Here is a 22,589-nt window from a genome sequence, read left to right on the forward strand (position 1 = left end):
AATAATTTTAAATTTGTATCTAACCTAATTTTGTCCACATGAAAGAACAGCCACTAGCCGCATTGAAAAGTTGGGTTCAAATATCCAAAAACGCTGACTTTACCATTTACAATCTTCCTTTTGGTGTATTCAAGAACAAAAGACTTTCGCCAAGGATTGGTATAGCTATTGGAGACAAGATTGTGGATTTGTCTGTTTTGCATGAACATGGATTTCTTTCTGAAATCAATTTGCCTGAAAACATCTTTTTAAGGGATAGTCTGAATGAATTTATCGCCCTGGGAAAGCCTATTACTAAGAAGGTAAGGGAAACTGTTCAGAAATTGTTGTTAGATGAGAACCCAGACTTGAAGGACCATCAAGCAAGAGGAAAAGTGATGGTCAACAGAAAGGAGGCGACTATGTTAATGCCTGTAAAAATTGGAGACTACACGGATTTTTATAGCAGTAAGGAGCACGCAACAAATGTAGGCACAATGTTCAGGGATCCAGAAAATGCGCTCTTACCTAACTGGAAGCATTTGCCCGTAGGTTATCATGGCCGGACTTCTTCCATAGTCATTTCCGGTACAGAAATTCACCGGCCAAAAGGGCAGTTTAAAGACCCTGATATGGAAAAGCCGTCTTTTGGGCCGAGCAGAAGGTTGGACTTTGAATTGGAGATGGCGTTTATCGTGGGGAAGTCTACCAAAATGGGAGAGAGCGTAAAGATCGATGCTGCGGAGCAATATATTTTCGGAATGGTCTTGTTCAATGATTGGTCAGCAAGGGATATCCAAGCTTGGGAATATGTTCCTTTGGGTCCTTTTTTGGGAAAAAGCTTTGCTTCCAGTATTTCTCCTTGGGTGGTGACCATGGACGCTTTGGAGCCTTTTAGAACCGCTTCCCCTGAGCCTGAAGAAGAATTGCTTCCTTATCTACATTGTAAAAAGGATTTTGGATATGACATTAACTTAGAGGTTTATATTCAACCTGAAAAGGGTAAGGACAACTTGGTTTGTCAGTCCAACTTTAAATACATGTATTGGAATATCGCCCAGCAATTGGCACATCAAACAGTTAATGGGTGCAATATTCAAATTGGAGACCTTTATGCTTCCGGAACCATTTCTGGTCCAACAGAGGATAGTTATGGTTCAATGTTGGAGTTGGCATGGAAAGGTACCAAGCCACTGAGGATGGAAGATGGCAGTGAGAGAAAGTTTATTGAAGATGGTGATACTGTAAAAATGAAAGGCCATGCTGAAAAGGATGGGGTAAGGGTAGGCTTTGGAGAAGTGATAGGAAAGGTGTTGCCAGCGAAATAACCGTGTAAATCATAACAAAGTAAAAAGAAAAAGGGCCGCAACTCTTTAATTTGCGGCCCTTTTGCAATAATTCAATAGGTTGGATTTTTTTATTTTTTAACGAGATACTTTTTTCTCAAAGCTTTTTTCTCCTTTTTGCCAATGCCCAATTCTTTCTCCAGCATTACATCTACACTTCCATACTTTGACTCAACAGCATCCCATGCTGCTTGAAGGTATTCAGGCTTTACGCCCATTAAATAATCTGCTCTCTCTTTTGGAATGCCGTACATTTCCAATTTGCTTTTATCTGTTTTTCCCACAGCTTCATTGGATCGTAAATAATCTGCCATGATCGTTTCCCAGTCTGCGCCAAGGCTGTACAGGATCAAAGAAGAAGCAAATCCTGTCCTGTCTTTTCCAGCGCTACAATGGAATAATACCGCTTGATTAGTATTGAGAAGGTTGTCAAACAAAGGCTTGAAGTCCTGGATGCTTTCAACAAAACCTTTGTTGGCATCAATCATCAATGCATCTACCATTTCATTGCTAAAGCTTTCCGAGGTCATGACCTTCATAAACTTGCCCATTGCTTTTGGATCAAGGCTTCCGATCGGGGTATGGATCCAAGAAGCATTCAAGGAAGCTGGAATGTCATCCGGTTCATTTTCTATTTCAAAATCTGATCTAAAGTCAATGATGGTTTGGATCTTTGTTTCTTCTAATTTGGTTTTGTCTTCCTCTGGAAGGTGGGCAAAACTTCCTGATCGATAGATCAAGTGATCTTTTACAATTTCTCCATCTTGGACTTCTATTCCTCCTAATTCTCGGAAATTGGGACTGCTTTTTAAGCCAAGGTTTTGCTGTGCAAATGCAGTGAAACTGCTGATAAGAAATGCTGGAAGTACTATATATTTTTTGAAATTCATAATGTTGTTTTTTTAGAAAATGATAAATCTGATACCTGCCTGTCCATTGATTGAATACCATTCACTGGAAGTAATTCGATCTTTGTTGTCGCCAAGGTATTGTACAAAAGGTTCATTGGTTAGGTTTCTTACCTCTGCAAATGCCTTGATCTTATCGGTGATGGAATAGGCACCGGAGAAGTCAATGGTGAAATTTTTGTCTACTGTGATGTAAAAGTCAGGGCCAAGGTTTTGGTTGATGGTCTCAATTGAAGAGCCTCTGTAGTTTCCTGCCAGACGAAGCATTAGACCATTTTTTTCATAGAATAGTGCTGTGTTGAAAAGATCACTGGATTGATTAGGAAGACTGGTGATGTCTGTAGCCAATACGGTCCCGTTTTCATCCAAACGTGGCACTTCTAGTTCAGAGTGGATTTTGGTATAGTTGACATTCACACCAAAGCCACTCCAGAAGCCAGGCAATGTGGAGAACCTTTTGGTGATACCCATTTCAAAACCTATTAAATAAGCATTTTCCAAGTTTTTAGGTTGAGTAACCAAATAACTGGTGCCATCAATGGTTTCCTGAGATAAGTCAGTGAAAATAAAGTTTTGGATGTCTTTATAGAATGCGCCTGCTGTAACCATTCCGATATCTTCCAAGAACCACTCACCCATCAAATCGTAGTTATTGGAGAAGGTAGGCTGAAGAGCCGTATTTCCTCTGGTGATTCTTGGGATACCCGTGGTGATATCAATATTCTCAGAAGGGCTTAGGCTACCAAAGTTAGGTCTACTGAAAGTTTTGGTATAGGCAGCTCTTAAGTTGACCTTTTCTTTAGGGCTATACTTCAAGTGAAGCATAGGCAGGAAGGCATTGTAGTCATTGTCACGAGTGATCGGAGTCACCTCACGAGTGGCTGCATCATAGGCAAAACTGTTCATGGTCAGCTTGGTGTATTCATTCCTAACTCCACCAATCAACTGAAGCTTGTCTGTCAAGTGGTAAGTCCCCATAAGGTATCCGGCATAAACATCCTCGGTTCCATTGTATTTGGTTGTGGCACTTGAACCTGGAGAGTAGTTGTTGATGTCATTGGCTGCCATGAATTCAGGGGTGAAAATTTCAAAAGTCTGACTTTGAGGCATAGGCTGAATGGCTAGTCCATCAAACTGTCCGTTAAGTTCACTGAAGAAAGTTCCCGGAGCAGGGAAATCCATACGCTGGAATTCGCTTAATGTACGAAGGGGAGCAGAATTAGGAATTCCTAGCAGCGCATTTGGTAAAAACACCAATGGTGTCATCATTGCTTCGTTTTTCTTGAAGCGGAATTTGCCTCCTGCTTTAAGACTGAATACTGGGTTGACATCCCAAGTGAAGTTAAGTTGTCCCACATTGTCTCTGTCCCTTTGATCAATCTGGTAAATGATCATTTGTTGAAGCGTTAACCTTTCTGGATCCAAGTAATCGTTTTCATTGGTAAGCTGTGGATCGAAATTAAGCGGGGTTATTCCATTACCATCTGGAGCATCAAAGGAGTTGTAGATCAGTCCATCAGATGAACGTCCACCGAAATCTCCTTCTAGATTTTGGAAAAACTGGGCTATAGGCAATCCTCTTTGATCTTCAGGCATGCCTGGAGGGGTATCCAGTTTGTAGAACATGTCATAGGAAGAAACTTTCCAGTCCATTTTAAGGTTGGTGGCCAAATGATGCATCCCACCGAACTCAAAGCCTTTTAAGTGCGTGCGGTATTCTGACTCACGGTTGCTGTAGCGGTAACGGTTGTTGTCAAACTCATAATATGCTTCATAAACCGGACGGATATCATCAAATTGATCTCTTACAAATCTGGCAAATAGCTTTTGGTTATCGTTAAATTCATACTCCAAAGCGGCATTTAAAGCCGTGGTACGTCTAGTTCCAAAGTACCTTTTGGCGTTCATGGTGTTGATGCTGTACCTTTCCGAAGGAATGGCTTTGCTGAGGTTATAATCCAAGACAATTTCATCAGAAGCAAAATTCCTGTTCCAAATTGATCCTGCGACCACTACACCAAACTTATCATTGAAGAAACGTTCTCCATAGACAAGGGAAGCATTATAACTTCCGTTTTGAGATTTTTGATTGTATCCACCTGCAGCACTTACATTCAGCATGCGCTCTTGGGGAGCAGACCTGGTGACGAAATTGATTGAACCACCAATAGCATCGCCTTCCATGTCTGGGGTGATGGCTTTACTCAGCTGCACATATTGGATCATTTCTGTTGGAATCGCATCCAATAAGGCATTTCTATTTCCTGCAAAATTTGAGCTTGGCAATCTTGTTCCATTGTAAAGGGTAGAAGACCAAGCATAAGGAGTCCCTCTCACACTTACTTGGTTGGCCTCTCCATGATAGCGGTTTACACTGGCCGCAGGGAGTCTTTGTACGGCTTCTGCTGCATTTCTATCTGGCAATTTACCAATTGCATCCGCAGCGATCACATCCATGATCGCCAAGGAGTTTTTCTTGATGGAAATGGCTTTCATCTGGGAAGGAACCATGGTGCCTTGGATAACATATTCTTCCAAGTCTCCAGAGGCTTCCTGCATCTGAACTGTACCTAGGGAGTTGGTACCAGCAGCCAATACAACTTCTTTGGTGATGGTTTCAAATCCAAGGTAACTTATTCGGACAGTCACATTGCCCGTAGGAAGGTTGGAGATTTCAAATTTACCACTGAGGTCAGTAGGAGCTCCTTGACTGGGCTCCAGTACAAGTACATTGACACCGGGCAAGTAGCCAGCGCCATCAGAAATTCTTCCTGTTAGGGAAGCATGGTTTTGAGCCATTGAGAGGTTCAAAGCCAGAAGAAACATTAATAATGGTAATAGTTTTTTCATGGGTGTGAATAATTTTTTCACAAACCTATTGGGAATCTTCCTTGCAGTCGTCCGTGTAAATTTTAACGTACTGTGGAATGACTTTTTGGAATATAAATACTTTGTTTTCAGTTAGTTGCGTGTTGTTAATTAATGGTTATCAAAAAATGAATGTGCCTTAATGCTGGAGTTGAATGGACTTTTTGTAGTCACTTGGACTGCATCCGGTTGCTTCTTTAAAGTATTTGTAAAAGGTGGATTTGGACTTGAAGCCACTTTCATAACCTATGACAGTGAGGTTGTCTTCATGTGGTTGTTGGAGTAACACTTTGGATTCTTCTATTCTTGCGGTATTTACAAATTGATAAAAATTTTTACCTAGATGCATGTTCAAAGCTTGGGTGATTTTTAGTTTGGAAGTTTCAATCTCACCAGCAAGTTGATCAAGGTTGAAGTCAGGATCCAAGAATGGTTTTTTTTCTTTGAACAACTGATTGATCGAGTCGATTACTTGTTCCAATTCATTGCCCTCAATTTTGGAGTTGCGGTACTTGGGTTGTGGGCTGATATCTATTTTAAGAGAATTGTTATCAGATGTCTTTTGAAAGAAGAGCATTCTCGTTCTAATATGGATAACACTGAAAAATAAAAGCAACATTAGAAAGTAGTAAATGTAGCGTGAGGTTATTGGGAAACTGATATCCCAAATAAGCATGGTCCAGCCAAAAATGACCATACCAGAAAGTAAAAGGTTGCTTGAGGCGATAATTTTGGAGATTAAGGCTTTTTGCTGAAAGATTGGGTCTGTGCTTTTACCCTGTAGTTCTATGAAAGCGGAAATACTGTATGCAGTAAATGAGACAAAAACAGAAATGATAATGGTTAAATCATAAATATTGATAATCAGATCTGGGGTTTTCAGTACCAAAACCAAAATGACCATCATGATATTCAAGCCAAAGCCTATGAAAAAAGGAGAGGAGTGAAGGATGATCTGTGAGGAGGTCAAGGTTTTGTTTTGAATGGACTTCACATAGAAAAATAAAAGTGGTCCATACAATAGCGAGAAACATCCATGAAGTTTGTCAAAGAGCTCTTTGTCTTCAAAGGCCCAGTAGAGAATTCCTTTATAAAATAAATGACAGAAAATAACCCCGAACAAGAGACTTAAATACAGGTCTTCCCCTTTATAGCGTTTATTGAGATAAATCAATAGTCCGCTTGTCAATGCCTGTAACATAACTACAGCGATCATAATGCCCATAATATAAGTATTTAAGAATGTTCAGATAAAGAAGAGCTAAGTTTGTAGCTCTCTTTGGGTTCAATTTTGATACTACTGGATTTCCTTGCTTATCCAATTTTTAAAATTAACTATTGAACATTACTTGGCTGTTAACACCATGTTATGAAATGCTTCCAATGAAATGCATATGGAGAGACCTTGAATTCGTAATCAATGGTTCTAAGTGCGAAATAAAGGATTGACTTTTGAAGGTAAGAAGTGTTTTGTTTATAAAAGTGGTGAAAAATGCTTGTTAATTATTTGCTCCATTTATCTTTTAGCCATTGGACAAGTCTAAGGTCGTAACGGTCTGGAGCATCGTTATCAGGGTACAAAAGGAGCATGTTTTCCAAAGATTGTTGAACTTCTTTTTGATTTATATCTTGGATGTCTACGACATTTAGGGCTTGTACCCGGGAAAAAAGTTCTGGCGATCCAATACATTGCTTCAGGTATTTTAACCCTTCATTTTGCTGACCATTTGAATATAAATATTCAGAAATTACTGGGGTGACTGCTGGTGATTGATCAGACATTTTATCCATTATTTTTTGAGCAAATGGTTTGGCTTTATCTCCTAATATCAAAATCCCTGTAGCTGCCCAATAGCGTACTACTGGATCCTGATTATCGAGTAGTTCAAAGAGTTTTTGAAGGTTTTTAACTTGTCCAGCAGCTGCCATGTTTGCAACATCTACCCAGAATTCTAGTGTTTCTGAAGGCAGGGTTTGCATATAATCATATAAGCTTCCATTGGGATATAAAATATTTCTTTCTGTCTCCGGTATAAAGCCAGTGTCCTTAATTTGTAAACTCCAATTTCTGGTTTCTTTTCTTAGTGAATCCAAAATATCTGCATAGGCAGGGTCAGCAGCCAGATTATTAACTTCCCAAGGATCGCTTTCAGTATCGTAGAGTTCTTCAAAAGGTTTGGGTTCCCAAAAGGCGGATTGGTAGTCATTACACTGACCATTAAGATAGGCCTGTTCCCAAGAAACCATGGAAGGAGCCTTCCAAAGGTAGTTGATATGTTGCCCATATATTCTATGGGGCATGTAATTGATAATATAGCGGTAGCGGGGAGTTCGGATGGCTCGACTCATATCATATCTTTCATCCATTCTACCTCTAAACATAAATACCTGCCTGGGATCGGCTGTTTTTTGTTCGCCAAGAAAAGCATGACCTTGCATCCAGTTGGGGATGTCTTCCCCAATGATACTCATGAGAGTGGGAGCAAGATCGACAAAACTCACCATTCGATCAACCTTATCGCCTGCGTTTAAGGCTGGAAAAATAGATTTGTACTTTTGAGGTATTCGGACAATCATGGGGATTCTAGTACCGGATTCATAGACAAAACGTTTGCTTCTTCCTAACACCCCACCATGGTCGCCAAAGTAAAAGACAATAGTGTTTTCCAAAAGCCCCTCGTCTTCCAATTCCTGTAGTTTCTCTCCTAACCAAGTATCCATATCTTCGATTTTGTCATAATACTGGGCCCAATCGTGGCGCATTTCTGGCGTGTCGGGGTGATAAGGGGGAAGCTTTACCTTTGCCGGGTCATGTCGGAGACTTTTATTGGGTATGGATTTATGGATGCTACTTTCGTGACTAATGGTATTGTTAAAAACAGCAAAAAAAGGTTTGCCAGCAGGTCTGTTTTTGTAATGGGCCTTTCTGGAACTTTCATCCCAAATATCTGCGGCTTGTTCAGGATCCATATTATAGTCCTCTTTACTATTATTGGTGCAATAGTATCCTGCTTTTCTGAGCAATTCCGGTAGCAATTGGATGATGTCAGATTTTGGATAATGACTTCGCATATGCTGATTGCCCCCAGAATTGGCATAAACACCCGTGATGATGGTGTTTCGGGCTGGCGCACAGACAGGAGCATTGGCATAAGCATGCGTATAAAGAAAGCCTTCGCTCGCCAAATGATCCATATTAGGCGTAGTGGCAAACTGGTCACCATAACAGCCAGCAAATGGACTATTGTCTTCACTGGTTAGCCAAATAATATTGGGAAGGTCTTTTGTTTGTCCCATAAGAGGACTTGAAAACAAAAAGATTACCGGAGCAAATAGGAATATGATGGGCTTGAACATTGATAAATATAATCAACTATTGAAAATCAGTTTCTTTACAGCTTTACCAATATATACTTTATATAACATCAAGACAACTTGGTGAAATTTGAAAAAACGTGTCAAGATATTTAAAAAGGAATAATTTGGGTTTAACAGAAACAGGTGTTTTGTTTGCTTAAAGATTCTAGAAATGGATGAAATAGGCTACACTGGATTTTTATCTAATTAAAGACTAAAAAGCAAGTAAATAATGAAGTTGAAATCGATTACTATTCTTTTGCTGATTTTTTTTTGTTAAAGTTTTAAGTACAAATGCCCAAAGCTCTAATGAGCTTAAAATGTATATTGGAACTTCTGATGCTAAACTATTGAGGACTGGCTCTGAAGATGGAGCAGGAAGTTACGAAAGCTCAAACTTTGTAGAATTTGGTATTAAATACTTGAGAGGAGTTTCCAACCAACTATACCTTGAGACAGGGCTGAACTATTCCTCCAGCGATGTGAAAATAACTCCAGTTTTTGTTGGAGAAAATAGTCCTTTATCGTCTTACAAGGAATTGAAATTAGTATCTGTGCCTATTAATGCTCATTATGAATTTTGGAAATATCTGTTTGTCAATGGAGGACCATTGTTGGATTTTGAAATTACAGACAATACCAACTGGATAGATTCTCAATCTGGCATAGGATATATTTTAGGTTTTGGAGGAAAGTACCGTTTCAATAAGTTGTCACTTTTTGTTAATCCTAATTTTAAACGACACGCTGTTGTTCCATTCAAGAGGGAAAACAACCACCAGAAATTGACAGAGGTTGGGGTGCAGTTTGGATTGGGTTTTGAATTTTAGGAATGGCCCTATGGTTCAGTTGAAAAAAAATAAGACAATGTTAGGGAAGGTTTAAGTCAAACTTTATCAAAAAGTTTGACCCCAGCTTACCGAGATAAACTGGGGTCAAACTAGGTTTTATGAGAATTTTTTAAGTGTCAGAACTTTCTTTTGGGGAACCAGTTATTCTTTAATGATACCTCGATCTTTATAGATCTGCATATAGTGCTGATCCAATTCTTCGGAGTCTTTATATTTGACACGCAATTCATCGAGCTTTTCTTTGAGGTCCTTTACTACGTCTTCATATTCTGGGGCATTATAGACATTGTTTAATTCCATAGGGTCTTTTTTGCGATCATACAATTCCCATTCGTCAATATCATAATAAAAATGAGTCAACTTATAATTTTCTGTTACGATTCCATAGTGGCGCTTAACCATGTGAAATCCAGGGTATTCATAGTAATGGTAATATACACCATCACGGGTCCATTCTTCAGGGTGTCCTTCTAATAAGGGCATTAGGCTTTCTCCCTGCATATTTTCTGGAGCTTCCACTCCAGCAGCTTCCAAGAACGTTTGAGCAAAATCAAGATTTTGAACCATGACACTGCTTTCGGTGCCCGCTTTGATTTTTTCAGGCCACTTGATCAGTAAAGGTGTTTTGAAGGATTCATCATAGATAAATCTTTTGTCAAACCAACCGTGTTCTCCAAGATAGAAACCCTGATCTGAGGTGTATACGACAATGGTATTTTCGCTTAGACCCTTTTCATCGAGGTAATCCAAAACTCGACCTACATTCTCATCAACAGCGGCAATACACCCAAGATAATCCTGCATGTACCTTTGGTATTTCCATCTCATGAAATCTTCTTCACCCATGGAAGGGTATTGCTTTTTAAACTCTTCGTTAATTGGACCATAAACGTCATCCCATTCAGCTTTTTGTTCTGGGGTAAATCTGGAATATTTACTTTTGAAGACGTTAAAACCCCATTCCGATGGCTCTTCCACGCCCAGTTCTTTTGCAATGTCAGGGTAGATTTTATTGTCCGCAGAAACAGTCATATGTTCTCTAATGTTCATTTCTGCCTCACGAGCAGCCGTTCCTCTACCCTCATAATCATCGAAAAGAGTTGCTGGTTCAGGGAAAGTACGTTTGGTAAACTCCTTATAATGACGCGGAGCAGGAAGCCATTCCCGGTGAGGAGCCTTATGGAGATAAAACAACATAAATGGTTTGTCCTCTTCTCTGCGGTTATCAAACCAGTCAAGGGTCAAATCAGTAATGATATCGGTTACATAACCCATGATCGTAGTATCTCCTTTATTGGTGATAAATTCCGGGTTATAATAATCACCTTGATCAGGAAGGATTTTGAATTCATCAAATCCTTTTGGGTTATTGCCAAAATGAAGTTTACCGAACATGGCTGTTTGGTAGCCATTATCATGTAAAATTTGCGGAAAAGTCACATTGGTAGTGTCAAAGGGAAAAACATTGTCAATTTTTCCATGCATATGGGTGTGCATTCCCGTTAAGATGGTGGCTCGAGATGGCGCACAAATTGAATTGGTAACCGATGCATTGGTGAAAAGCATTCCTTTATTAGCAATGCGGTCAATATTGGGCGTCTCGATCAATTTATTGTCATAAGCACTGATCGCTTGGTAAGCATGGTCATCACTCATGATAAACACAATGTTGGGCCTTTTAGGTCCATTTGGTTTTTCTTTACAAGCCGAAAAGATAAATAGCCCGAGTATTGCTGTGATCAATATTCGATTGTTAAAAGTAAACTTATCCATTTTGTAGACTTTTTAGACTTTACTTTATGTTAAATTATTCAATTGAGTTCAATGATTTCTGTTTTCTCAGAAATACCATTTTCATTGAAGGATTCAATCGAGAAGTAATATTTGGTGTCCCGGTCAAGGCATCGCATGAAGTGTTCGGTGGTGTCATACACCAACCAGGATTGGTAAAGCTTGTCAGGCGCAATTCCCCATCTAATATTATAACCTTGGGCTCCTTTAACAGGCTTCCAAGACAAAGAAACATCTCTTCTGTCATCTTTCCTGTTCACTGTAAAATCCTTTACTTCAGATGGTTGCTTGCCGAAACCTGTTCCAAATACTCGGATTTCAGACATTGCAAAATTGTTTCCTGGAACTTCTATATTGTTATAGCGAACATATTTTCCATTAACTGGCTGGTTGAGGACAATATATGCATTGGGGGAATCCTTATAGCTGTTGCTTCGGTCTATTACCGTTTTCCAGTTATTGCCATCCTCAGAAACTTCGATTGTAAAGCGGTGTCTCAATCCTTCTGTACGTGTATAAATGCCAGACTCATGGTCGTGAAAATTTAGCTGAAAGGCATAGATTTTACCTGGCTGCAGCATTTCGATTTCCACCCACTGTTGATCATCATTAGCTTCGGCCACCCAGAATGATTTTGGGCTTTCATCCGTTAAAACTTTCGATAATATTTCCCCATCACTATTCTTCTCCAATGGCATTTCGTTTATCTCAATCTCATCATCTGTGGAGGTGCTTTTTGTGATTTGCATTTCGGAGGAGGAAACGATAGTTTTTCCTTTATAAGAGAGCAACATCCATCCACAATGCTCGCCTGCTTTGGTAGGGTGGTTGGCAGCATATCTGGGGTAATCACCATAATGGGTATTTGAATGCATCAACCCCTCATCATCAAAATAAGTAGGGAACATGCAAAGGCGCCGCTCCCAGTGGGAATTGGAAGCAAGTGCCATGGTGCCAAAATGCCAGTATTGGCCATTCGTTTGTTTCACGGTAATACCATGTCCTGCTCCATTGGTGAACCCCCCTGGCTTAAAGCTCATGGGGTTACTTTTCATATAGGTAAAGGGACCAAGGGGCGATTCGCCTATATAAACCCCGTCACCATAAACATTGAATTGTGTCCCTGGGGCGGCATATTGCAAATAGTACTTACCATTGTGCTTGGTCATGGAAGCACCTTCCATATAGCCTTCTTTTAGGGTAGGGTGAAAATTGTTTTCTCCAAAGCGTTCCCAGCCATGCTCTTCTTCAATGAGGTTAATCAAATCTTTCTTTACACCTGTTTCGAGAAACCTATCGTCTTTGTTTAGCATTTTGACTCGAATAGGATGTACATTGGAAGAGCCCCAGTACAGATAGGATCTTCCATCATCATCAATAAACAATTCCGAATCTTGGATATTGTTACTGATTGAAGCTGTAGGAGTCCAATTCCCTTCTTTTGGGTTATCGGTGTAAAGAATGCTTCCATATCCGGCAGGATCACCCGCAAAGTAAATTAGGGAGTCCTTGTAATTAAAGGCTGTTGGGGCATTACTTCCTTCGAAGAACCACTGTTTAGGTTTAATAAAATCCCAGTTGACCAAATCAGTGGAGTGCCAATATCCAAAAGAGCGAGTGACAAACATATAATACTCACCTCGGAATTCAACTACTGCTGGATCCGCACCGGAACGGTAGGAGATGTTTCTGGCTGAATTGTAGACCATATAGGTATAATCAATATCCAATGGGTTACAATAAGTTTGTGGTACTATTTCCTGAGCCCTTAAAGTAGAACTAAGAACTAATAGTGTTGAAACAATTATAAAGCTTAACTTATTCATATCAATTGTTTTTTACCTTCCTGATAATCAGGTATGCCTCTTTAACCTATTCGTACTTTTTAGTTTTAAAGAGAATTATTTTCCTATTGCAAAATAGATGGCTTAAGAATGCGGCCAAGTAAACATAACCCTAAGGATTACTTTCAAAGCCTAGTTTTTTTAACCCTTCCTGAATTTCAGGAGCACCCATAAATAACTTCCATCCCAAACCGGATCGGTAATTTTCTATCATGGTCACAATAGGTCCTTGGTCTATGGCTAGGTACCTTTTGGGATAATAATCATTTTCAGGACTCAAGGCATCATAGAAACCATAGCGACCAAATACCTTTTCTCCATAGTTGTAATAGAGATTTTTGATCACCTTTAGAGACTCCTCTGGAGTGTATGCAATAGAAGAAAGTGCCGCAGTTGGTGAAATGACCCCAAGGTCACCCCCAGGTCGGTGGGCTGCATACCCCGTTATAGTATAGCTAGCTGTTAATCCCCACAGGTCTTTCCCATAACCTTTGTAGTCATTAGGGTTTTCTACACACCAAGCCCTGTTGATTAAAGTGTGGTTTTTATTTTCTTCCCAATAGTTGGCATACTGATCAGTTAATCCTTTTGGGTTAAGACCCAAGTAGGAGTAATGAGCCCAGAACAATGGTCCCCCCATCGCTTCGGATCCATTATGCTTGAGGTGGAGCGGATAGCCATATGCCTCTACATCTGTATTGATGCCACCACTTCTTGCCCAACCCTTGTGGTAGGCGGAAGCAGGAATACTGTGTGTGGGAGAGGAGGCAGCAAGAATGTAGGTAATCAGGCATTCGTTATATCCTTCGAGTGGGAAATCCATTTCCCATTCATGTGTAGGTGACCAGTGCCAGTAAAGGACGTCATGTCCTCCTTGGGTATACCAATCCCACTCCATAGTTTTCCATAAATGATCTATTCGGTTGGCTAGGTTTTTTTCATTTTCATTGCCGTTTTTGAAGTATTCACGAACGGCCAGAAGACCTTGCATCAAGAAAGCTGATTCCACCAAGTCTCCACCGTTGTCCTTGTCGCTAAAGGACCTGGCTTTGCCAGTTTCTCCGTAGATCCAATGAGGCCATACCCCATGAAAGCGATCTGCATTTTCAAGAAAGCTTACCATCTTGTCAAACCGGGCAACTCCTTGTTCTTTAGTGATCCAGCCTCGGTCCATGGCCGCTATGATCCCGAAAATACCAAAACCTGTACCTCCGGTGGTTACGACAGATTGATCATTTTGTGGATAGTCACCGTCGATATGGATTCGTTCAGGCCCCATTCCAGAAGTAGGTTCAGCACCTTCCCAGAAATAACGGAAAGTGTAATATTCTACCATATTGATCAGTTCCTCATCTGAGAAATCCATGGTATTGGCTTGAGTGATGCCAACCTCCAAATTTTCTCCCTGCTCATTTAGACCAACAATCTTATATTTTAGTGTCAGGTTATTGCCAAGATCATTGACAAAATCCATGTACATGGTGTCTTGAACTGTAGCTCTTTTACTGAAGCTATTGTTTTCTGTGCTTACCCAAACTTCATAATCATTGATTCCATCGGTTTTGGGCCAATGAAGCTCTACATGGCGGTCATATCCTTTGGCGAGGACAGGACTCTCTGATGTACTATCTTCTTCAGCACATCCCCACAAGATAATGCTCAAAAGGAAGGTCAGATAAATCGGTAACTGCTTCTTATTCATGATTCATTCGGTTATTTGTGTTTAGAAAAGAGCCAAGGCAGCAAGTCAGGTTCCTCAAATGTGGGATCCCAAGAGTTGTGGTTGGCATTAGGGTAGAGCGTGTATTTTACTTCAGCTCCTTCAGATTTTAGTACATCGTATACTCTCTTTGACAATATGGGAGGGACAATGTCATCCTTTGCCCCATGGGTAATCCAAATGGCGGTATGCTGGGCATATTTTTTGGCAAGTGGCAGATTGCCGCCGCCACATATGGCTACTGCTGCTGCGTATTTTTTTGGCCAGCGTCCCAAGGTCTCAAAGGTTCCCATACCTCCCATGGAAAGCCCCATTACATACAGGCGTTTTTTGTCAACTTTCTCATTTTTGATTAACATCTTGCTGAGATTATTGACCAATTCCAACTGTTTGGAAGGGCGTTCAATAGACTGGCTAAAGTCAGGGTCTCCTTTGCCAAACAGTTCCTGCCTCACGCTGATGTCAATCCAATATTTATCTTGAGGGCATTGGGGAAAAACCACAATAGCCGGATAGTTTTTTCTGTTGTCAGGGTTTAGGAAGAGACTGGCTCCATGTGAAAGTTGTTTTTCATTATCACTTCCCCGTTCTCCCGCTCCATGAAGAAACAAAACCATGGGAAACTCTTTGCCACTGTCATAATTTTCTGGATAAAGGATCCGATAAAGAAGTGTATCGCCTTTTTGATTTATGAAGACTCGCTTTTCAAAAAGAGACTTGTCTTGGCCCATCAGCTCCTTGGAACTAAACACGTTCAGTAGGAGCACAATCAGCAAGAGATAGGTTTTATTTTTGTTCATGACTAATTTTAATTTCCAATTTTCCTATGATGTAGGGTACAGAAAGAAAGTTGGATGTTTATTCTTTCCAATTAATTTTTGATTTGCTAAGTTCTTGAGAATTAGTACCTATCATGATTTCAAATTCTCCTGGTTCAAAGACAAAGTCAAGGCTATGGTTATAGAATTTGAGGTCCTCTTTTGTCAGCTCAAAAGTAATTTCTGTAGTTTCTCCAGCTTTTAAATTTACTTTTTGAAATCCTTTCAATTCCTTTACTGGACGCGTGATACTTCCAACCATATCTCTGACATATAGCTGTACCACTTCTGCTCCTTCATATTGTCCACTATTGGTCAAAGCAATGCTGGCAGTTAGGGTTTGGTTTCCAGAAAGTTCATTTTGGTTCAAAGTGATATCCCCGTATTCAAAAGAGGTATAGCTTAAACCATAACCAAATGGGTACAAGGGTTCATTGGGTACATCGAGGTAATTAGAACGGAATTTTTGGAACCATTGCCCTTCGGGTAATGGACGTCCTGTATTTTTATGGTTATAATAAATGGGGATTTGTCCTGTGTTTTGAGGGAAAGTAGCGGTCAATTTTCCAGAAGGGTTTACTTTTCCAAAAAGAACATCAGCGATAGCATCTCCAGCTTCACTTCCTCCAAACCAAACATTCAGGATAGAAGGAATATGCTCATTTTCCCATTGGATCGCCAATGGTCTACCAGTAAATAGAACCATTACTATAGGCTTTCCTGTTTTTGCCAATTCCTTTAAAAGCCTCCTTTGGTTGGCTGGAAGCTCTATGGTACTTCTGCTGGAAGATTCACCACTCATCTCAGCAGATTCACCCATGGCAGCTACAATTACATCAGCATTTTTGGATGCTGCTAAAGCTTCTTGAATCAGTTCCTCTTCAGATCGTGGATCACGATAAGTTGGCTTTCCAAATACGCTTACCCTGGATTCCAAAAGTGAATCTGCTACGATGTTAGCGCCGCGGGCATGGACAATGTTGACATTATTGCCCACTGCATTTTTAATTCCTTGCATCAAAGAAATGGACTCTTTGAACCTACCGGCTACACTCCAAGTTCCGGTCATGTTTTCAGCATTATCTGCCATGGGGCCTACCAAGGCAATGGTTCCCTCTTTTTTCAAAGGCAGGACATTACCTTCGTTTTTTAACAGGACGAAGGATTGGGCTGCTATTTTTCTGGCAATCGATCTGTTCTCAGAAGTGAATATTTCATTCTCCGAACGCTCCAGGTCGCAGTATTTGTAAGGATCATCAAACAAACCTAGTTTGAATTTGGCGATAAGGATCAACCGACAGGCATTGTCAATTTGCTTCTCTGAAATAGTACCTTCTTCCAGTGAGGTTTTTAGTGTGGTCAAGAATCCCTCTCCAACCATGTCCATTTCTACTCCAGCTTTTAGAGCCAATGCAGACACTGTTTTTAAATCTCCAATTCCGTGGGCGATCATTTCATTGATCGCTGTGTAATCGGTTACCACAAACCCATCAAATCCCCATTGCTCACGAAGCACATCCGTCATCAGCCATTTATTGGCACTGGCAGGAATTCCTTCGACCTCATTGAAAGATGTCATCACAGTTCCCACGCCCGCTTCCACGGCAGCTTTATAAGGTAGAAAGTATTCATTGTACATACGCTGGCGACTCATGTCCACGGTATTGTAGTCTCTGCCCGCCTCAGGAGCTCCATAAAGTGCAAAGTGCTTTACGCAAGCCATGATAGTGTTATTTTGACTTAGGTCATCTCCTTGGTAGCCATGAACCATGGCTTTGGCAATTTGGGCTCCCAAGTAGGGATCTTCTCCGCTTCCTTCAGATACCCTGCCCCAACGAGGGTCTCTTGCGATATCGGTCATAGGGGAGAAAGTCCAATTGATGCCATCTGCACTGGCTTCTTTAGCGGCTATTTGGGCAGATTGCTTGACCAAGTTCATGTCCCAACTACATGACAATCCCAAAGGTATAGGGAAAATAGTCTCATATCCATGGATGACATCCATCCCAAATAATAGTGGTATGCCCAATCTACTTTCTTCTACAGCCACCCTTTGTACGTCTTTGATTTTGGCTGCGGTTTTTATATTGAAAAGACCACCGACTTTTCCTGCTTTGATCTTTTCAGCTATGTTGGAACTGGAAGCTTGACCGGTAGTAAAGTCCCCAGCGGCAGGAAGGTTAAGCTGACCTATTTTTTCTTCAAGTGTCATCAAGGCCAATACAGAGTCAGCCTTATGGAGGTAATGATCCTCTGGTGAAACACTTTGTTTTGATGATTTGAAAGCCATCAAAGCACCACCCGTGAGCAAAAGAAAGAGAATAAGTTTTTTCATATTAATGTATTTTAAGCTTCTTTGAGTTATAAGAAGTGTAAAAGGTTGTGGTTCTGTTTTCTTTAATCTCCTAATAGGAGAATTCCAACTTGTTTAATCCTGATTGAACGTCTTTGTCACTCATAAACAAGTCCCATAGCAATGCAGATCTGTAATTTTCGATCATGATGATGATTGGTCCTTGATCAATAGCTAAATAGGAATCTGCGTACCAGCTTTCTGTAATATTATAGGCATCATAAAAACCATAGTCACCCCAGATTTTGTCCCCCAGCTGATAATAGAAATAGTGAAGCGCCTTCATGGATTCTTCAGGTGCATAAGGAAATGAAGAAAGCGCAGCGGTAGGAGTAATGACACCTTTGTCATTGGTAGGTGAATGGGCACTGTATCCCTCTTGATTGTCACTGGCAGTCAAGCCCCAACTGGTTTCGGAATAGCCGATAAAACCTTGTGGATTTTGAACACAATGGGCTTGATTGATCAAAGTGTGCTGCACATTTTGGGTCCAATAATTAGCATATTGATCTGAAAGACTCCTTGGGTCCAGTCCTAAAAAGGCGTAATGTGAAAAGAACAGTGGGCCACCTAAATTGCTGCCCAGAGGCAACTGAAGGCCGTAATAGCTAGAGCCGTTTTGGATATCTCCATTTTTGGCCCAACCATTTTCATATGTGCTTTTATCAATAGGGTGTGTGGGAGAGGAGGCTGCCAGAACATAGACGATCAATGCTTCATTATAACCTCTAATAGGTAGATTCATTTCCCAGTTGTAATTTGGTGACCAATGCCAATACAAAACTTCACTGTTTTCTTTGGTGTACCAATCCCACTCCACAGTTTCCCATAACTGCGTAATTTTATCTATGATGATTTTTTCCTCAAGAATACTTGGGTTCAAATAGGCCTTTACCGTGAGCAAGCCTTGGATCATAAAAGCCGTTTCAACCAAGTCACCCCCATTGTCCTTGGTACTGAAAGGGATGGTTTTTCCAGTTTCCCCGTTCATCCAGTGTGGCCATACTCCATGAAACCTGTTTGCATCAATCAAGAAATCAACTATTTTTGACCATCTGTCTACAGCTTGATCTCTGGAGATGAACCCTCTTTTTACACCAACAATCAATGACATTACGCCAAAGCCAGAACCACCTATGGTCACAGTATTTCCAGAAGTGTTTCTTTCTCTTGCCAATCCACTGGTTTCATGAGCAAAATCCCAAAAATAGCGGAAGGTTTGGGCTTGTACCTTGGTGAGCAGTTCTTGGTCTGAGATGATAGGGAATTTGGGTGTTTCATCTACTTCAGTATAAAAATCTTTAGCAAATGCTGTAAAGTTTTCTCCTTGGATTCCTTTTAGTTTATTACTAATTGAGAAGGAATATTTGGAGATAAATTCCAGTGGAGAATTGGAGGTTATGGTGATTTTTTGACCGTTTTCGGCATATGAAAATTGTAAAGAAGGAATGGTGGGGCCACTTAGGCTAACAGCTTCCTGAACTGTGTTTTGGTCCACAGGTTTGTTGAAGGTGAGCTCTGCCATGAAATTGACCGGGGCATTTTCTGTCCGGTCTGTGTTGGTGTTGTTGCTTTCAGGAATGGAAAAGGAGTTCATTTCAAGCGCACCTAAAATGGTTTTAAAACTTAAATCCTTTCCGGAGAACTGGGCTCCACTAGCTGCTTTTAATTCGTTGGATATATTTAATTGATAAGTAGAGCTAGTTTCTAATACACCGACAGGGCTGATGACAATAGTTTGGTTATTGGCGATTAGGTTGGTAGTGAAGTTTACAGGGGTAGTTTCTTTTGATAGATTGATGGATGTTGAAACAGATTCAGGATTTAAACTCTGAGAAAACCTGATACTAATGAACCTGTCGATAGGGATGTTTTCAGTAGGGGTGTTATCATTGTTTAGTGAAATGTCGCCTACATTAACCCCCAATAAGTTCAAATTAGGCAAGACCTCCTCATTGTCTTTACAAGAGGAAAAAAGGAAAAAAATCACAAAACAAGGTAACAAGTTTTTCATTTTGGGCATAAGGGAATAATCGGGTTCCATAATTATGGAACCCGATTAGGTTTAATAGGTACTTATGTTATGGTAATTCGTTATCAAGAATGGCTTGAACTTCTTGTTGGGTTAAAGCCTTATCAAAGATGTGCAGTTCATCCAAAAAGCTATTGTCAGAGAGGTGTCCCCATTCTACGAAACGTGGAGCCCCCGAGCCAATGGATAAGATGTCGCAACCCTCCCATGAGATACCGGGATATGTGCCTTGACTGACCACTGTACCATTGATATAAACTGCACATTCTGTGCCTGAAATGGTAAAGGCAATATGCGCCCAGTCTCCACTACTAGGGTTGATATCAGCGGCAGCACCTCCGTCAAACCAGTTCTCTCCACCACCATTACCTACATTTAGCTTGATTCTTTGGTTAGAGCCAGCATTTTCTCTAAACAACCTAAAACCAGCGGTTCTATTGTTAGGATTGTCAGGGTTAGCAGCATCAGGCGGCCCCATGACAAGAATGCCAGCCCTGTTGGGGTCTGCGTTGACTTTATACCAGAAGGAAGCACTAAATTCACTATTGGTCAGGCCAGCTGAAGGAAAGGTCAAGTAGGAATCTGTTGCGCCTTTGTAGGCGTTGGAGCCGGAAGCTGCTTGTCCAGCAAAACCAGGCTGGCCTACAACAGTAGCATCAGAAACGCTTACCAATTCTAGGTATTCATCATTGAAAGGCATGTAGAAAATTTCTCCGTCGTATTGCGGAACATAGTTTTCTGGCTTTTCAAAATTGACCGTACTCGTAGTAGATTTTCCAGAAAGGTCATTGGCAGTAATGGTCAGGGTATGGGCTCCATTGGTGACATTGTCATAAGGAAGTTTCATGGCCGTTCTTCTGTAATCTTTGAAGTCAGCAAAACTCCCAATGTTGGTTCCGTCCATTGAAACCACAATATCTTGAATTTCTATATCATCGGTTACTTCAAAATCAATATTGATGGACATGACCTCATTGGGCACCCAAGTTAAAGGCCCCTCTTCTGGGAAGATGATGTTCACCTCGGGCGCAGTTTCGTCAGGCCCTGGTGAAACTGTTTCAATATCGTCAATGTATCCGTCCTTGCAGGCCAAGCTGGTTAACATTAGCCCTGCTATGAATATTTTAGCTGTTAATTTCATGTTTTTTGGGTTTGTGTGCTACCTTATTTATTGATTGGCTGCTTCTTTAAGTTGGGGAAGGATGTCTTGCTGATCCAATGGATAAGGTAAATACCTGTCTCCTTCTTGGTAAGTCCTGCCGTCATAATTGAGTTCGGATGTACGGCCGTGTCTTACTAAGTCAAAGAACCGGACACCCCATTCCATGCCGAATTCAGCAAATTTTTCATCCAGTACATTATCCAAGGTCACGCCACTAAGCATTCCAAGGTTGGCCCTTGACCTCACTGTATTGACTGCTTCATCTGCTGACATGACACTACTTGTAGCCCCACTGACCAAAGCCTCTGCATGTACCAATAAAATTTCAGCGTAACGGATGGCAATCATGTTTTTGTTTTCGCCATAGTTAAACCTTCCAGGGGTCAATTGAGTGGTAGGCAAATAATGTTTCCCGCTTAGAAACCTATACCTAGGTGCATTCCCAAAGGTGTCTCCATCAGGAGTAGTGTTGGTTACCCAGTTGGGCAGGTTAGCATAATTTGGATCTGATTCAATATCGCTTATGCCGTCAGGCGTAAACAGTACGGTGGTCGTTAGGCGTTTACGGTCGTTTCTGTCAAGCATGAATTTGACATACTTTTCAGTTGGCTCCCAAAAGCCCCAGCCGCCGCTAGAACCTGGTACAGCTGGCTGCCAACCGACGGCTTGTGGGCCGTAGACTTGCCAAGGGAATCGATCTGATGTACCGCTTTCTGCACCGTAATCAGAATACTGGAATTCCAAGATGTTTTCGTTGTTGAGTTTTCCTGGGATTTTAAATAATTGATAATAATCCGTTTCCAGCATAAACTCTCCACTGCTGATAATCTCACCAGTTGCATCTGCAGCTCCCTGATAGTTTTCCATTTCTAGGTTAGCCAAGGCTTTTACAGCTAATGCTGTATAGCGAGTGATTCCTCCACGGATATCAGAGCGTTGATTAGGATGTACGTTGGGAAGGTTGGGCATGGCTTGATCCATCTGGTCGGAAATGTATTGCATGACCTCATTAAATGGAGTAAGTTCTGCTTCATAAAGTGCATTAGGATCAGACCCTTCAGGAATCAGGATATTATTCCATAACCTGGCCAACTGAAGTAGGTTGTAGCCTTTCATTACATTGATTTCTGCAATGTACTGGCTGGCGTTAGCAGCACTGGCACCGGCTTCCTGGTATTTTTGAATTTCTTCAATGGCACCATTCCAATAGATGATGTCTGAATACATGTTTAGCCAAGTGGAATTATAAATCCAGAAGCTCCTGTCGTAATCATAAGTGTCAGTTTTAAACAAGGGTTCTTGGTCTCCAGCAGGGTTGGCATCATCACCTCTGACAGAAATTAGCGGAAAGGTTTCCCATTGGAATCCATATAGCTCTGCATAAGCGCCATTGAGTAATAAGACCATGTTTTGGGATTGAGAATAATCCGTTTCCTGAGCTAGGATTTGGTCTTCCAGTGGAGCATCCAAGTACTCACTACAGGATATGGTGGTCATTAAGGATAAGACCATGACCAATTTGATTGATTTATATTGAAATATTTTCATGACTGTTCTTGG

14 protein-coding genes are annotated in these 22,589 nt (G+C 40.9%); 2 read left to right on the plus strand and 12 right to left on the minus strand.

The features are described from left to right. Nucleotides 1–38 precede the first annotated feature (38 nt). On the plus strand, nucleotides 39–1,307 hold the full coding sequence (gene fahA / locus JL001_RS12035) for a fumarylacetoacetase (protein WP_200976314.1): 1,269 nt from the start codon (nucleotides 39–41) through the stop codon (nucleotides 1,305–1,307). Between the two features lie 89 nt (nucleotides 1,308–1,396). On the opposite strand, the gene JL001_RS12040 is transcribed toward fahA, so the two are convergent. The 4 genes from JL001_RS12040 to JL001_RS12055 all read right to left on the minus strand — a co-directional run bounded on the left by JL001_RS12040 (nucleotide 1,397) and on the right by JL001_RS12055 (nucleotide 8,398). Next, entirely contained in the window at nucleotides 1,397–2,215 is an 819-nt protein-coding gene (locus tag JL001_RS12040; RefSeq protein WP_200976315.1) for a tyrosine-protein phosphatase, read from the minus strand. Nucleotides 2,216–2,227: 12 nt separating this feature from the next. Next, complete coding sequence (locus JL001_RS12045; RefSeq protein WP_200976316.1) at nucleotides 2,228–5,083, minus strand: TonB-dependent receptor; 2,856 nt, start codon at nucleotides 5,081–5,083, stop codon at nucleotides 2,228–2,230. 157 nt (nucleotides 5,084–5,240) lie between these two features. Next, nucleotides 5,241–6,326, minus strand: a complete 1,086-nt coding sequence (locus JL001_RS12050; RefSeq protein ID WP_200976317.1) for a helix-turn-helix domain-containing protein — start codon at nucleotides 6,324–6,326, stop codon at nucleotides 5,241–5,243. A gap of 278 nt (nucleotides 6,327–6,604) precedes the next feature. Beyond that, on the minus strand, nucleotides 6,605–8,398 hold the full coding sequence (locus JL001_RS12055; RefSeq protein ID WP_200976318.1) for a sulfatase: 1,794 nt from the start codon (nucleotides 8,396–8,398) through the stop codon (nucleotides 6,605–6,607). A gap of 380 nt (nucleotides 8,399–8,778) precedes the next feature. On the opposite strand from JL001_RS12055, the gene JL001_RS12060 reads away from it, so the two are divergent. Further along, a complete protein-coding gene (locus JL001_RS12060) occupies nucleotides 8,779–9,288 on the plus strand; it encodes a hypothetical protein (RefSeq protein WP_200976319.1) in 510 nt (169 codons plus the stop codon). Between the two features lie 162 nt (nucleotides 9,289–9,450). Here the strand turns inward: JL001_RS12060 and JL001_RS12065 are convergent, their stop codons facing one another. From JL001_RS12065 to JL001_RS12100, 8 genes are all read right to left on the minus strand, one after another. Beyond that, nucleotides 9,451–11,082 (minus strand): sulfatase, encoded by a 1,632-nt coding sequence (locus JL001_RS12065; protein WP_200976320.1) that lies wholly within the window; start codon nucleotides 11,080–11,082, stop codon nucleotides 9,451–9,453. 38 nt (nucleotides 11,083–11,120) lie between these two features. Next, complete coding sequence (locus JL001_RS12070) at nucleotides 11,121–12,926, minus strand: family 43 glycosylhydrolase (protein WP_200976321.1); 1,806 nt, start codon at nucleotides 12,924–12,926, stop codon at nucleotides 11,121–11,123. A gap of 130 nt (nucleotides 12,927–13,056) precedes the next feature. Continuing rightward, complete coding sequence (locus tag JL001_RS12075; RefSeq protein WP_200976322.1) at nucleotides 13,057–14,646, minus strand: glucoamylase family protein; 1,590 nt, start codon at nucleotides 14,644–14,646, stop codon at nucleotides 13,057–13,059. Between the two features lie 11 nt (nucleotides 14,647–14,657). After that, nucleotides 14,658–15,464 carry a prolyl oligopeptidase family serine peptidase gene (locus tag JL001_RS12080; RefSeq protein WP_236252790.1) on the minus strand — a complete coding sequence of 269 codons (807 nt, stop codon included), beginning with the start codon at nucleotides 15,462–15,464 and terminating at the stop codon, nucleotides 14,658–14,660. A gap of 58 nt (nucleotides 15,465–15,522) precedes the next feature. Further along, on the minus strand, nucleotides 15,523–17,817 hold the full coding sequence (gene bglX, locus JL001_RS12085; RefSeq protein WP_200976323.1) for a beta-glucosidase BglX: 2,295 nt from the start codon (nucleotides 17,815–17,817) through the stop codon (nucleotides 15,523–15,525). Nucleotides 17,818–17,887: 70 nt separating this feature from the next. Next, a complete protein-coding gene (locus tag JL001_RS12090; RefSeq protein WP_236252791.1) occupies nucleotides 17,888–19,825 on the minus strand; it encodes a glucoamylase family protein in 1,938 nt (645 codons plus the stop codon). A gap of 91 nt (nucleotides 19,826–19,916) precedes the next feature. Then, nucleotides 19,917–21,008, minus strand: coding sequence for a LamG domain-containing protein (locus JL001_RS12095; protein ID WP_200976325.1), 1,092 nt, complete (start codon nucleotides 21,006–21,008; stop codon nucleotides 19,917–19,919). Nucleotides 21,009–21,035: 27 nt separating this feature from the next. Beyond that, nucleotides 21,036–22,577: a RagB/SusD family nutrient uptake outer membrane protein gene (locus JL001_RS12100; RefSeq protein WP_200976326.1), complete on the minus strand. Its 1,542-nt coding sequence runs from the start codon at nucleotides 22,575–22,577 to the stop codon at nucleotides 21,036–21,038. Between the last annotated feature and the right edge of the window lie 12 nt (nucleotides 22,578–22,589).

Source organism: Echinicola sp. 20G (assembly GCF_015533855.1).
Classification (GTDB): Bacteria; Bacteroidota; Bacteroidia; order Cytophagales; family Cyclobacteriaceae; genus Echinicola.

Excerpts from the sequence above, each read along its gene's own strand:
- JL001_RS12095 (WP_200976325.1), bottom strand. The coding sequence starts at position 21,008 with ATGAAATTAACAGCTAAAATATTCATAGCAGGGCTAATGTTAACCAGC.
- bglX (WP_200976323.1), bottom strand. The coding sequence starts at position 17,817 with ATGAAAAAACTTATTCTCTTTCTTTTGCTCACGGGTGGTGCTTTGATG.
- JL001_RS12055 (WP_200976318.1), bottom strand. The coding sequence starts at position 8,398 with ATGGGACAAACAAAAGACCTTCCCAATATTATTTGGCTAACCAGTGAA.
- JL001_RS12100 (WP_200976326.1), bottom strand. The coding sequence starts at position 22,577 with ATGAAAATATTTCAATATAAATCAATCAAATTGGTCATGGTCTTATCC.
- JL001_RS12040 (WP_200976315.1), bottom strand. The coding sequence starts at position 2,215 with ATGAATTTCAAAAAATATATAGTACTTCCAGCATTTCTTATCAGCAGT.
- JL001_RS12070 (WP_200976321.1), bottom strand. The coding sequence starts at position 12,926 with ATGAATAAGTTAAGCTTTATAATTGTTTCAACACTATTAGTTCTTAGT.
- JL001_RS12060 (WP_200976319.1), top strand. The coding sequence starts at position 8,779 with ATGTATATTGGAACTTCTGATGCTAAACTATTGAGGACTGGCTCTGAA.
- JL001_RS12080 (WP_236252790.1), bottom strand. The coding sequence starts at position 15,464 with ATGAACAAAAATAAAACCTATCTCTTGCTGATTGTGCTCCTACTGAAC.
- fahA (WP_200976314.1), top strand. The coding sequence starts at position 39 with ATGAAAGAACAGCCACTAGCCGCATTGAAAAGTTGGGTTCAAATATCC.
- JL001_RS12075 (WP_200976322.1), bottom strand. The coding sequence starts at position 14,646 with ATGAATAAGAAGCAGTTACCGATTTATCTGACCTTCCTTTTGAGCATT.
- JL001_RS12050 (WP_200976317.1), bottom strand. The coding sequence starts at position 6,326 with ATGGGCATTATGATCGCTGTAGTTATGTTACAGGCATTGACAAGCGGA.
- JL001_RS12045 (WP_200976316.1), bottom strand. The coding sequence starts at position 5,083 with ATGAAAAAACTATTACCATTATTAATGTTTCTTCTGGCTTTGAACCTC.
- JL001_RS12065 (WP_200976320.1), bottom strand. The coding sequence starts at position 11,082 with ATGGATAAGTTTACTTTTAACAATCGAATATTGATCACAGCAATACTC.